This is a genomic window from Streptomyces sp. NPDC096152 (assembly GCF_044763235.1).
GTDB lineage: Bacteria > Actinomycetota > Actinomycetes > Streptomycetales > Streptomycetaceae > Streptomyces.
Map to the genome: position 1 here is coordinate 492,522 of NZ_JBIWFW010000008.1, position 12,764 is coordinate 505,285.

Below are 12,764 nucleotides of genomic sequence, written 5' to 3' on the forward strand. Positions count from 1 at the left end.
ACGCCGAGGCGCCGGCGGCAACGATGGCGGCCGGCGGCACGCCGCGAGTGCCCCGATCCCTCCCTCAGCCCGCCTGGACGGCCGTCACCGCCGGACCCCGGCGGATCTCGTGGCCGGGCAGGCCCGCCCTGCCGAGCACCCAGGCGGCGCCGTGCAGGGCCTTCGCGGCCCGCTTCAGCGGGGCGAGGCAGGCGGCCGCCTGCCGGTGGTCGGTCACGCTCGCGGGGGCGCACACGACCGTGGCCAGGGACAGCGTGACCGGAAGCCCGTCGGCCGACCAGCGCGCGTCCAGCAGGGCGGCGGCCGTCTGATCCAGGCCGTCCGGATCGGCGAGTACGAGGAAGTCGTCACCGCCGATGTGTCCCACACGTGTGGATCCGGTCGCCGCGCGCTGCAGTGCCCGCCCGACGGACCGGATGAGCTCGTCCCCCGCCGCGAACCCGGCGCTGTCGTTGACCCGCTTGAAGTCGTCCACGTCCAGCCAGCTCAGCGTGAACGTGCGGCCGTCCGCGATCCGTCGGTCCACCTCGGCCGTGATCGCGTCCGAGCCGGGCAGCCGCGTCAGTGGATTGAGGCCCGCGGCCTCCTCGACCCGGGACTCGGCCAGTGCCCGCACGAGGTCCGCCAGCCGGACGACACCCACGCACCGCCCCCGCCGGTCGACGACCGCCACATCGTCCGAAGTCCGGTCCCGGCTCCCGACCGCCACCACGTCCAGCACCTCCCAGGCCGTGGCGTCCGCGCCGACCGTGCGCGGCGGATCACCCAGCTTGGCGGCGGGACGGTCGGCGTAGAGGGCATGGCCGTAGCGCCCGGACATCGTCAGCAGGAAGCGGGAGCGGTGCACCGAGCGGACCGGTACCCCGCACCGGTCCACGAGCAGCACCCCCGAAACGTCGGGCGAGCCGGTCAGCAGCGCGCGCACCTGGCCCGCGGAGGCGTCCGCGGGCAGCAGTGCCGCGGGCCGCAGGAACTCGCGTACGTACGGCCCCGAGCGCGAGGTGGCCACGACCGCGGGGGAACGCGGCGGAACGTACACGTCCGCGGCCGGCAGCCGGGCGGGCGGCGCGAACAGCTCGCCCTGCGCCAGCTGGGCCCCCGCGGACAGTGCGACCGCGTACTGCCGTTCCGTCTCCACGCCCTCCACTGCCAGCAGCGCCCCCGAACCCTCGCACAGCGTCCGCATCGCTCGTACTGCGGCGGGGTGCGCCAGCATCGAACAGTCGAGTTTCAGCAGGTCGGGGGAGAGGTCGGCGAGCAGGCGCAGGGGCGCGTCCCCGTCGCCGACACCGTCCGCGCTGATCCGGAAGCCCTGACCGCGCAGCGCGCCGACCGCCTCCAGCAGGGCCTGGTGCGGTACGTGCGTGTACGGCGGGACGACATCGAGGGTGACTTCCCACGGCATCCGCCCCACCGCGCGTACGGCCTCGTGCAGCGGGCCGAGTCCGCCGAGGTCGGCGAGGGTGCCGGCGAACACGTTGAGGTGCAGCGGCAGCGGTGTCGCCTGGCGGGTGGCCGCGCGGAGCGCCAGCACGGCCAGCCGGCTGTCGAGGTCCGGGTCGCGGCGGGCCTCGGCCAGCACGTCACCGGTCTCCGGCCGGGCGAGGACCTCCAGTGCCGTGACCCCGCCGGTGGCCAGATTGACCACCGGCTGGAAGGCGAAGCGGAGAGTATCCGTCCAGGAGTGCACGGTTGCATGATGTCGCCGGCCGATCCCGCCGAGGCCCGGTTCATGAGACGTTCACGCAGCATTCCCGGCCGGTCACACAGCGTATGGGAAAGGGCTTTCGGGCGGTCGGCCCGTCACCGCCGCTGTCACCGCCGAGCCGTGTTCACGGTCGCTCGCATGCGGTGACGCTGGGGGCGGTACCGCCTGTCGCCGTGCCACCCCACGGGGGATCCGATGCGTCATCGCTTCCGTAACCGCGCCCGCTCCTGATAGATGCAGGGGACATGACACGACTCTCCCGTGCCCTGCGCGGACTCGTCCCCGCCCTCACCGCCCTGCTGACCGTCACCACGGCCTCCGCCACCGCGCGGGCGACGCCCGAGCCCAGGGCGCCGAAGGACTTCGTGGCGCTGCGCAGCGTGGATCCCACGATCGTCCAGGAGATGCGCTACTTCACGCCGCACAACTTCGTCGGTGAGCGCATCGACGGCTACGAGCAGCCCCTCTGCCTCCTCACCCGGCCGGCCGCCCAGGCCCTCCACCGGGCCCAGGAGAAGCTGCTCAGCCAGGGCTACACGCTCAAGGTCTACGACTGCTATCGGCCACAGCGCGCCGTCGACCACTTCGTGCGCTGGGCCGAGGACCTCGACGACCAGGCCATGAAGGCCGAGTTCTACCCGAACGTCGACAAAACCCGGCTCTTCGAGGACGGCTACATCGCGCAGAAGTCCGGGCACAGCCGCGGGTCGACCATGGACCTGACGATCGTGAAGCTCCCCGTGAAGCCCACCCACCCCTACGTCCCCGGCCGGCCCCTGGTGCCCTGCTACGCGCCCAAGGACCAGCGTTTTCCGGACAACTCCGTCGACATGGGGACCGGGTTCGACTGCTTCGACACCCTCGCCCACACCCTCGACCCGCGCATCCAGGGACCCCAGCGCGCCAACCGGCTCCTCCTCAAGAACACCCTGGAGAACCTCGGGTTCGTGAACCTGGCCGAGGAGTGGTGGCACTACACCTACAAGCCCGAGCCGTACCCCGACACCTACTTCGACTTCCCGGTCTCCAGCAAGTCCCTGACGGCCGGGCGCTGAGCCACCGGAGGCGCTGCCCGGCGTCCTGACAGGTGCCCGGCTCACTGACAGCCGCCCGGCATCCTGACGGAGGACGGACGCCTTCCGATCGGATACAGTCCGCGCGTGTCCGAAAACCAACACCCCATCGTCAACTCCGTGCCGGACTCCCACTGTTCGAGCTGCGGAGCGCCCTATGGAGAGGGCGTCTCGGGCTGGCCCCGCACCTGCCCGGCCTGCGGGGCCGTCGCCTACCGCAACCCCCTCCCGGTCGCGGTGGCCCTCCAGCCCGTGTACGACACCCGGGGCACCGCCCTGGTCGTCATCACCCGCACCGTGGCCCCCGCGCGCGGGGGCACGGCCCTGCCGGGCGGCTACATCGACGACCGGGAGGACTGGCGGCAGGCCGTCGTGCGCGAGCTCAAGGAGGAGACGGGCATCGACGCGGCGAGCCGCGACGTGCGCCTCGCCGACGCGATGAGCTCGCCCGACGGCCATCTGCTGCTCTTCGGGCTGCTGCCCGAGCGCCCGGCCGAGGGCCTGCCGCAGTCCGCCGCCACGGACGAGACCGAGGGCTGGCACCTGCTGCGCAGGGCGGAGGAACTCGCCTTCCCGCTGCACACGCTGGCCGCCCGCGCCTGGTTCGAGGGCCGGTACATCTGAGCCCCTGCTCTTCTGAGGCCCGCCGGGGCCACCGGGCAGCGGCTGAGCGCCTGCGCTCCCCGGGGCAACCGGGCAGTGGCTGAGCCCGGTGCTCCGCCGGGCCCCGGCCTCCAGCGGGGCCCGGCCTCCAGCCGGGCCCCGGCGGATGTCAGTGCTCCTCGAGCCCACGTATGCGCACCGGGTAGGGCGGCACACCCGCGCCGTCCTCCCGCTCGCGCTCCACGACCACCCGCCGCCCCTCCCAGCGGACGCCGTAGCGTTCGATCTCCGGCTCGTCCCAGCCTTCGCCCGTGTCCGGCACCACCAGCCCGCCACCCGTACGCCCGCGCGCGGGCGCCCAGACCTCCAGCTCCAGCCCGCCGTCCGCGCCCCGCACCGGGATGACCGCGCCCGCGCGCGCGAGAACCGGGATCCGCGACGCCGGGGCGTCGACCAGCACCCGCGCCGGCCCCTCGTACGTACGCCCCGTCGCCGTGTCGTACCAGCGCCCCCGCGGTACACGGACCGCCCGCCGCTCCGTGCCGGGGGTGAGCACCGGTGCCACCAACAGGCTGTCGCCGAGCAGGAAGGCGTCCTCACAGTCCCGCAGCGCGCGGTCCTCCGGTGCTCCCCACCACACCGGGCGCACATAGGGCGCCCCCGTGCGCCGTGCCAGATGCGCCAGCGCCATGAAGTACGGCAGCAGACGCCGGCGTTCGACGAGCGCCACGCGCGCGTGCTCCAGCACCTCCGGCCCGAACTCCCACGGCTCCCTGCGCCCCGCCCGCAGGCTCGCGTGCGTGCGGAACAGCGGCAGGTACGCCGCGAGCTGGAACCAGCGCAGATACAGCTCCGGCGAGGGGCTCCCGTCGAACCCGCCGACGTCCGGACCCGAGTAGGGCACCCCGCACAGCCCGAGGCCCAGCACCAGCGACAGCGACGCCCGCAGCCCCGGCCAGCCGGTGGCCACGTCCCCCGACCACGTGCCGCCGTAGCGCTGCATCCCGGCCCATCCCGAGCGCGAGAACACGAACGGCCGCTCCTCGGGGGCCAGGCCGCGCAGCCCCTCGTACCCGGCCCTCGCCATGCACAGGGCGTACACGTTGTGCGCCTCACGGTGGTCGCCGCCCCGGCCGTCCAGGGCGTGCCGGGCCGACCGGGGCAGTGTCGACTCGCCGAAGGCGGTGAAGGAGGTCGGCTCGTTCACGTCGTGCCAGAAGCCGGCGAACCCGTGGGCCAGCCGCTCCTCGTACAGCCCGCCCCACCACCGCCGCACGCGCGCGTCCGTGAAGTCCGGGAAGACCGTCTCACCGGGCCACAGCACGCCCCGGACGACCCGCCCGGCCGCGTCCCGTACGAAGACGTCCTCCGCAGTCCCGCTGTCGTACACGGCGTTGCCCCGCTCCGCCCTCACTGCCGGGTCGACGATCGACACCAGCCGGATCCCGTCCCGGCGCAGCTCCTCGGCGAGCACGGGCAGCTTCGGGAAGCGGTCGTGGTCGACGGTGAACACCTGGTGCTCGTCGTAGTGGTCGATGTCCAGGTGGACGGCGTCCAGCGGCAGACCGTGTTCGTGGTACCCGGTGACGATCCGGCGTACCTCCTGCTCGCTGCCGAAGCCCCACCGTGCGTGGTGGTGGCCCAGCGCCCAGGCGGGCGGCAGCGCGGCCGCCCCGGTCAGCGAGGCCCAGACCTGCAGCACGCGCGCGGGAGTGCCGACGACCACCCAGCAGCGCAGCGGGCCCCCGTCCATCCTGAGCTCGACCGTCCCCGCCCTGTCGTGGCCCGAGCCGGCCCCCTCCGCGCCCTCCCGCAGCGTCACGGAGCCGTCCCACGAGCTGTCGTGGAACACCAGGTGCGTGCCCGCGTCGGCCACCACCAGCTCGACCGGCATGGTGATGTAGAGCGGGTCGTCCCCGGGGCCGAAAGACCGGCCGGGATCGGTGTTCCACAGCCGGTACGTGCCGTCCCGCAGCCGGGGCCCGGACGCCCGGCCGCCCAGACCGAAGAACCGGGCGTCCGCCGCCACCTCCGAACGCTGCATCCAGCGCGCCGCGCCCCCGCCGCCCGCAGGCTCCCACCAGCGGGGTGGCAGAGTGCGCCGCAGCGGCACCCCACCGGGCGTGCACACCTCGACCGCGCCGTGCCGCGAGACGGTCACGGTCACCCGCTCGGCCACGACCCGCCAGCCGCCGTCCTTGTCCGGCTCCAGCACCGCGCGGGGATCCGGCTCGGGGCAGCGGCCCGCGAGCGCGTACGACGGCTCCGGTGCCGCTCCGTCCCAGCCCCAGAAGACCGCCCCGTTCACGGCCACGGTGATCCGCAGGTCGGAGCGGGTGAAGCGCACGATCCCACCCCCGGGCCCGGGCTCCACGCCGCGCACCGGGCCGGGCACCCGCGCGCGCTCGGCCCCCCGTGACGGCAGGCCCTTGGCGTCGGCACGCCACCTGCGCCAGGCGGCCCGTACGGTGCGCACCCCCTGTGCCGCCCCTGCCGAACCGACCGCCCTCACCGAACGCACCAGGTCACGACCCTCCATGCTGCTCAGCCTGCCATCGAAAGTCCTCCGCGTGGGTGTCGTTCAACTGCCGTTCACCCGTGCCAAGGCCACATCTTCACGACACCGACTATGTGGGGTGCGCCCTGGTGCGGAAGTCGATCACATGGCATCGTCCGTGTCAGCCGCGTCACGCGCACACCCCGCCCGTGCGCGACCGACGCACACGACGCGTACAGTCCGGGAGCCGCACCATGTCGACCGAGAACCCCCAGCCGCTCTGGGAGCCCGATTCCGAACGCATCGTCCGGGCCCGGATCACCAGGTTCCAGGCCTGGGCGGCCGAGCACCACGGAGCCCCCGCCGACGGCGGCTACGCGGCCCTGCACCGCTGGTCCGTCGACGAGCTGGACACCTTCTGGAAAGCCGTCACGGAGTGGTTCGACGTGCGGTTCGCCAGCCCCTACGCGCGTGTGCTGGGTGACCGATCGATGCCCGGGGCGCAGTGGTTCCCCGGCGCCACCCTGAACTACGCCGAGCACGCCCTGCGCGCGGCCGGCTCCCGCGCGGACGAACCGGCCCTGCTGTACGTCGACGAGACACACGAAGTGCGCCCGGTGACCTGGGCCGACCTGCGCCGCCAGGTCGGCTCCCTCGCCGCCGAACTGCGCGCCCTCGGCGTACGCCCCGGCGACCGGGTCAGCGGCTACCTGCCGAACATCTCCCAGGCCGTCGTCGCCCTCCTCGCCACGGCCGCCGTGGGCGCCGTGTGGACCTCCTGCGCGCCCGACTTCGGCGCCCGCAGCGTCCTCGACCGCTTCCAGCAGGTCGAGCCCGTCGTCCTGTTCACCGTGGACGGCTACCGCTACGGCGGCAAGGAGCACGACCGCCGCGACGTCGTCGCCGAACTGCGCCGCGAGCTGCCCACCCTGCGCGCCGTCGTCCACATCCCGCTCCTCGGGACCGAGGCGCCGGAGGGGGCCCTGGAGTGGTCGGCCCTGACCTCCGCGGACGTGGAGCCCGTCTTCGAGGAGGTGCCCTTCGAGCACCCCCTGTGGGTGCTGTACTCCTCCGGCACGACGGGCCTGCCCAAGGCCATCGTCCAGTCGCAGGGCGGCATCCTCGTCGAGCACCTCAAGCAGCTCGGCCTGCACTGCGACCTCGGCCCCGAGGACCGCTTCTTCTGGTACACCTCGACCGGCTGGATGATGTGGAACTTCCTCGTCTCCGGCCTGCTCACCGGCACGACGATCGTCCTGTACGACGGCAGCCCCGGGTACCCCGACACGGGCGCCCAGTGGCGGGTCGCCGAGCGCACCGGGGCCACCCTCTACGGCACGTCGGCCGCCTATGTCATGGCCTGCCGCAAGGCGGGCGTGCACCCGTCCCGCGACTTCGACCTCTCCCGGGTCCAGTGCGTCGCCACCACCGGCTCGCCGCTGCCGCCCGACGGGTTCCAGTGGCTGCACGACGAGGTCGGCGACGACCTGTGGATCGCGTCCGTCAGCGGCGGCACCGACGTGTGCTCCTGCTTCGCGGGAGCGGTGCCGACGCTGCCGGTCCACATCGGCGAACTGCAGGCACCCTCGCTGGGCACCGACCTGCAGTCCTGGGACCCCAGCGGCCGTCCGCTGGTCGACGAGGTCGGCGAGCTCGTGGTCACCAATCCCATGCCGTCGATGCCCATCCACTTCTGGAACGACCCCGACGGCAGCCGCTACCACGACAGCTACTTCGCCATGTACCCGGGCGTGTGGCGCCACGGCGACTGGATCACGCTCACCTCCCGCGGCTCGGTGGTCATCCACGGCCGCTCCGACTCCACGCTCAACCGGCAGGGCGTGCGGATGGGCTCCGCCGACATCTACGAAGCGGTCGAACGCCTGCCCGAGATCAAGGAGTCCCTGGTCGTCGGCATCGAACAGCCCGACGGCGGTTACTGGATGCCCCTCTTCGTGCACCTGATCCCCGGAGCCGTCCTGGACGACGGTCTCCTCGACCGGATCAAGCGGACCATCCGTGAGCAGCTCTCCCCGCGCCACGTCCCGGACGAGGTCATCGAGGTGCCCGGCGTGCCGCACACCCTCACCGGCAAGCGCATCGAGGTCCCGGTCAAGCGCCTCCTCCAGGGAACCCCGCTGGAGAAGGCGGTCAACCCGGGATCCATCGACGACCTCGACCTGCTGCGGTTCTACGAGGACCTGGCCCGCAAGCGCGCCTGAGGAACCGACTCACCCGCCATAGGTGGCCTCGGACTCGCCGAGCACGGCGGCGAAGTCCGAGGCCAGCCGCGCCGCGTCGGCCGGTTCCAGCTCGGCGACGGAGATCCGTACGCCCGGCCCCGACGACAGCCGGAACCTGGCTCCCGCGGCGACCCACCAGCCGTACGACCGCAATCCGTTGACCACGGCGGACTCGTCCGCCACCGGCACCCAGACGTTCATCCCGCTCGCCCCGTGCGCCTCGAAACCCCGTGCGCCCAGCTCCCGTAGAAGGGCGGTCCGGCGCAGGGCGTAGGTCTCCCGCGCGCGCGACACCAGCGTGCGCGTGCCCTCGTCGGTCAGCAGCCCGTACACCGCCTCCTGGAGCAGGTGGCTGACCCAGCCGGAGGTCAGCAGCAGCCGGCCGTCGTGCCGGGCCAGTGTGGTGGCGTCGCAGGCCGCCCGCGAACCCCTGGCGCGACCGCATCTACCTCGCCTACGTCGCCAGCGAGAGCGTCCTCTTCCTCGACGATGCCGTCTTCAAGATCGGCCTGCCCCTCTGGATCGCGCACGCGAGCAGCGCGCCGCACGGACTCGCCCCGCTGCTGATGGTGCTCAACAACATGATGGTGGTGACCCTCCAGGTCCCCCTGGCCCGGTTCGGCGCCACCACCCGGGCCGCCCGCGCCCTGCTGCTCCCACTCTCCGCCGCCTTCGCCCTCGGCGGCGCCGCCATGGCGCTCTCGTCCACCGGCGGCACCGTGAGCGCCACCCTGCTCCTCATCTTCTCCGCCGGACTCTTCACGCTCGCGGAGATCTTGCACGCCACGGTCTCCTGGGAACTCTCCGTCGCCCTCGCCCCCGACACCGCACAGGGCGCCTACCTCGGCGTCCACGGACTCGCCCAGTCGGCCCAGCGCAGCCTCGGCCCCCTCGCGGTCACCGGCGCCATCGCCACCGGCCCCGGCGGCTGGACGGCATTCGGGACAGTCATAGCCGCGACCTGCCTGATCCAGCACCGCCTGGTCCGCGCCCGCCTCCACCGGACCGCGTTGTCAGTGCCACCGGTTACTGTGAGTGAGCATTGATCGACTGCGCACACATGGGGGAAACATGGCGCACACCGACCACCGGACCACGCGAAGCGTCCTGCGCCGGGAGATCGCGGGCACCATCGGCCTGCTGACCGACGAACACGACTTCCGCGCCATGCGGCGCTACCGCAGCTTCGTCTTCGACGACCACACCGACTACCTCCAACAGGTCGAGGCGCTCCTTCGGACCCGCTCCGCCCAGGGCGGCCACACCACGGTGGCCCTCTTCGACCCCGCGGAATACGCGGAGTTCTGCGCCGACCACGGACTCGACCCCGACGCCGCGTCCACCCGCACCCGCTACACCGCCGAGCTCGCGATCACCGGCCCCGCCCTTCCCTACGACGGCCGCCCCCTCGCCGAACTCGTCCCCGAACTGGTCGACGAGGCCGTCCGCCAAGCCACCTGGGAGTACGCCTCCACCCTCCTCACGCGGCTCGGCCCCTGCGCCTCCTGCGGCGAGGACATCGGCCGGGCCGCCTTCACCCGTGCCGCCGACCTCCTCGCCCGCATCCTGGCCACGGCCCCGCCGGGCAACCGGCACCTGGTGTGCAGCGTCCGGGGCACGCCGGAGACCCTGCTCGCCGTCCTCCACGCGGACAAGGACGACACCCGGACCGCACAGCTCGACGAGGCCGAAGCACTCGAATTCACCACCGTCCTCGCCCTCGGCCTCGCCACCCGCAGCCCGGGCGGGCTCGTCATGCGCACCAGCGCCCCCGGCACCCCCGACCGCGTCTACGGCTGGCGCCTGCGCGGCGACGCATTGGAACCCCTCACCGCGGGCGAGGTCTTCGACGCCTACTGCACCGACATCGAATCCGGCGACCTCATCTCACCGGAGCCGGGCGTCGACTACGGCACACCCCCCGACCTCGGAGAGGAGGGACCGACACCCGGACACCGGCACTGAACGCGAGAGGGGCGTCCCACCCGCACACGGGTGGGACGCCCCTCGGAAACGGCCGGCGAACGGACCGGACCGGTCACTCGCCGGACAGCACCGCCTGGGCGGCGTGGCGCGCCTCGTCGGCGCCGTCCGCGGCACGCGCGGCAGCGGCCGCACGCTCGCACTGCGCCAGCGTGTACTTGGCCAGCGTCGTCCGGACATAAGGAATCGACGCGGCCCCCATCGAGAGGGAGGTGACCCCCAGACCGGTCAGCACACAGGCGAGCAGCGGATCGGACGCGGCCTCACCGCACACACCACAGCTCTTCCCCTCGGCCTTCGCCGCCTCGGCGGCCAGCGCCACCAAGTCGAGCAGCGCGGGCTGCCACGGGTCCTGCAGGCGAGCCACCGCGCCCACCTGCCGGTCGGCCGCGAAGGTGTACTGAGCGAGGTCGTTGGTCCCCAGCGACAGGAACTCCACCTCCCGCAGGATCGAACGCGCCCGCAGCGCGGCCGACGGGATCTCGACCATCGCGCCGAACTTCGCCCGAAGCCCCGCCTCGCGGCACGCCTCCGCGAACGCCTTCGCGTCGATCCGGTCCGCGACCATCGGGGCCATGACCTCGAGGTAGACAGGCAGGCCCTCGGCGGCCTCGGCGAGCGCAGTCAGCTGGGTGCGCAGCACCTCCGGGTGGTCGAGCAGCGTCCGCAGACCCCGCACACCGAGCGCCGGGTTGGGCTCGTCGGCAGGCGTCAGGAACTCGAGCGGTTTGTCCGCACCAGCGTCCAGCACCCGCACGACGACACGACCCTCGGGGAAGGCCTCCAGCACCTGCCGATAGGCCTCGACCTGCTTCTCGGCGGAGGGCGCCTTCTTGTGGTCGTCCAGGAAGAGGAACTCGGTACGGAACAGGCCGACGCCCTCGGCACCGGCCTCCACGGCCGCCGCCACGTCCGAGGGGCCGCCGATGTTGGCGAGCAACGGCACCTTGTGACCGTCGGAGGTGGCGCCCGGCCCGTTCGAGGCGGCCAGCGCCGCCCTGCGCGCGGCTGCCGCGGCCTCAAGCTGTGCCTTCTTCTCCTCACCGGGGCTCACAAAAATCTCGCCGGTGCTGCCGTCCACGGCGATGACCGTGCCCTCGGCCAGCTCGCCGGCGCCGGACAGCGCCACGACGGCCGGCACACCGAGCGCCCGGGCCAGGATCGCGCTGTGGCTGGTCGGACCGCCCTCCTCGGTGACGAAGCCGAGGACCAGGGTCGGGTCCAGCAGCGCCGTGTCGGCCGGCGCCAGATCACGGGCGACCAGCACGTAGGGCTGGTCGCTGTCCGGCACACCCGGCATGGGGACACCGAGAAGTCGGGCGACGATACGATTCCGCACGTCGTCGAGGTCGGCCACACGACCCGCGAGGTACTCACCGGCGCCGGCCAGCAGGTCCCGGTAGGCGGCGAACGCGTCGTAGACCGCGCGCTCCGCCGTGCTTCCGACGGCGATCCGCCGGTCGACATCCGCGATCAGCTCCGGGTCCTGTGCCATCAGGGCCTGCGCCTCGAGCACCGCCTGGGCCTCGCCCCCGGCCAGATTGCCGCGCGCCATCAGATCGGCCGCCACGGCCTCCACGGCCTTACGGGCGCGCCCCTGCTCGCGCTCCGCCTCGTCCGCCGGGATCCGCTTGGCAGGAGGTTCGAGCACCGCCGTTCCCATGTGCCGAACCTCGCCGATCGCCACTCCGTGGCTCACGCCGACGCCTCGCAGCGTTGTCTCCATCTCACCCGTCCCCGATAGTGCGGCGGGTCCCGCCGCCGCGATGGTCTTCCTGTCGGCCGTCCCTCTCAGGACAGCACTGGTGTCACTTCCAGATGAAGAGGGTGTCGCCGGCCTTCACGTCACGGTCGTCATGAAGATCGGAGAGAGACTCGGCGGTGGCCTCGAGCGCCACGACCGGGCACACCGGAGACTTGCCCGCGGCCTCGACGGCGGCGGGGTTCCATCGCACCACGGCCTGTCCGCGCGCCACCGTGTCGCCCTTGGCGACGAGCAGTTCGAAGCCCGCGCCGTTGAGCTGCACCGTGTCGATCCCGAGATGGACGAGCACCCCGTGTCCCTGGGGGTCCACCACGACGAAAGCGTGCGGGTGGAGCGAGACGATGACCCCGTCGACCGGTGCGACGGCCTCGGACGGCTCACGCACCGGGTCGATCGCGGTACCGGGGCCGACCATGGCTCCCGAGAAGACGGGGTCCGGCACAGCCGCCAGCCCGATGGCGCGTCCTGCGAGCGGGGACGTCACGGTGGTCATGGGAAGCCTCCCAGGGGTGGAGATCTATGGGCCGTCACTGCCTGTCCCGGACGGCGCTGCGCAGCAGGATGTCACGGTAAGTACAGGTAACGAGCGTGAGCTTACGCCAGCTCACGTTGGTGGTCTAGACCACCACGGTAATGGATTTGCACGGGCTCCGCGGCCGCATGTACAGTCGTACCCCTGCTCAGGGAGATGCGACGCGACAAGTGTCCTGACCTGGCAGCACCCAACTCGTCAGGATCCTATCTCGGGGTCACCTTTTGCATGTCTGCAAGACGGTGGTCAGAGGGAGTGGGAAACACTGATAGAGTCGGAAACGCAAGACCGAAGGGAAGCGCCCGGAGGAAAGCCCGAGAGGGTGAGTACAAAGGAAGCGTCCGTTCCTTGAGAACTCAA

The 12,764-nt window shown here is 72.6% G+C and carries 10 protein-coding genes; 5 read left to right on the top strand and 5 right to left on the bottom strand.

Going from position 1 to position 12,764, the window contains the following annotated elements; translation table 11 throughout:
• Nucleotides 1–64: 64 nt before the first annotated feature.
• Nucleotides 65–1,690 carry a GGDEF domain-containing protein gene (locus ACIQ9G_RS28105; protein ID WP_403614796.1) on the bottom strand — a complete coding sequence of 542 codons (1,626 nt, stop codon included), beginning with the start codon at nt 1,688–1,690 and terminating at the stop codon, nt 65–67.
• 263 nt (nt 1,691–1,953) lie between these two features.
• Between ACIQ9G_RS28105 and ACIQ9G_RS28110 the strand changes: the two genes are divergently transcribed.
• Nucleotides 1,954–2,763, top strand: coding sequence for a M15 family metallopeptidase (locus ACIQ9G_RS28110; protein ID WP_403614799.1), 810 nt, complete (start codon nt 1,954–1,956; stop codon nt 2,761–2,763).
• Between the two features lie 105 nt (nt 2,764–2,868).
• On the top strand, nt 2,869–3,405 hold the full coding sequence (locus ACIQ9G_RS28115; protein WP_403614803.1) for an NUDIX domain-containing protein: 537 nt from the start codon (nt 2,869–2,871) through the stop codon (nt 3,403–3,405).
• Nucleotides 3,406–3,553: 148 nt separating this feature from the next.
• Here ACIQ9G_RS28115 and ACIQ9G_RS28120 read toward each other — a convergent pair whose 3' ends face one another.
• Nucleotides 3,554–5,923 carry a TIM-barrel domain-containing protein gene (locus ACIQ9G_RS28120; protein ID WP_403614805.1) on the bottom strand — a complete coding sequence of 790 codons (2,370 nt, stop codon included), beginning with the start codon at nt 5,921–5,923 and terminating at the stop codon, nt 3,554–3,556.
• A 212-nt stretch (nt 5,924–6,135) separates the two neighbouring features.
• On the opposite strand from ACIQ9G_RS28120, the gene ACIQ9G_RS28125 reads away from it, so the two are divergent.
• Nucleotides 6,136–8,103 carry an acetoacetate--CoA ligase gene (locus ACIQ9G_RS28125; RefSeq protein ID WP_403614809.1) on the top strand — a complete coding sequence of 656 codons (1,968 nt, stop codon included), beginning with the start codon at nt 6,136–6,138 and terminating at the stop codon, nt 8,101–8,103.
• Between the two features lie 9 nt (nt 8,104–8,112).
• On the opposite strand, the gene ACIQ9G_RS28130 is transcribed toward ACIQ9G_RS28125, so the two are convergent.
• Nucleotides 8,113–8,457 (bottom strand): hypothetical protein, encoded by a 345-nt coding sequence (locus ACIQ9G_RS28130; RefSeq protein WP_403614812.1) that lies wholly within the window; start codon nt 8,455–8,457, stop codon nt 8,113–8,115.
• A gap of 65 nt (nt 8,458–8,522) precedes the next feature.
• On the opposite strand from ACIQ9G_RS28130, the gene ACIQ9G_RS28135 reads away from it, so the two are divergent.
• Together ACIQ9G_RS28135 and ACIQ9G_RS28140 are read left to right on the top strand one after the other, a co-directional pair.
• Nucleotides 8,523–9,170: a hypothetical protein gene (locus ACIQ9G_RS28135; RefSeq protein ID WP_403614815.1), complete on the top strand. Its 648-nt coding sequence runs from the start codon at nt 8,523–8,525 to the stop codon at nt 9,168–9,170.
• Between the two features lie 25 nt (nt 9,171–9,195).
• Entirely contained in the window at nt 9,196–10,089 is an 894-nt protein-coding gene (locus ACIQ9G_RS28140) for a hypothetical protein (RefSeq protein ID WP_403614818.1), read from the top strand.
• Between the two features lie 73 nt (nt 10,090–10,162).
• Here the strand turns inward: ACIQ9G_RS28140 and ptsP are convergent, their stop codons facing one another.
• Nucleotides 10,163–11,833 carry a phosphoenolpyruvate--protein phosphotransferase gene (gene ptsP, locus ACIQ9G_RS28145; protein ID WP_403614820.1) on the bottom strand — a complete coding sequence of 557 codons (1,671 nt, stop codon included), beginning with the start codon at nt 11,831–11,833 and terminating at the stop codon, nt 10,163–10,165.
• 82 nt (nt 11,834–11,915) lie between these two features.
• Nucleotides 11,916–12,365 (bottom strand): PTS glucose transporter subunit IIA, encoded by a 450-nt coding sequence (locus ACIQ9G_RS28150; protein WP_403614822.1) that lies wholly within the window; start codon nt 12,363–12,365, stop codon nt 11,916–11,918.
• Between the last annotated feature and the right edge of the window lie 399 nt (nt 12,366–12,764).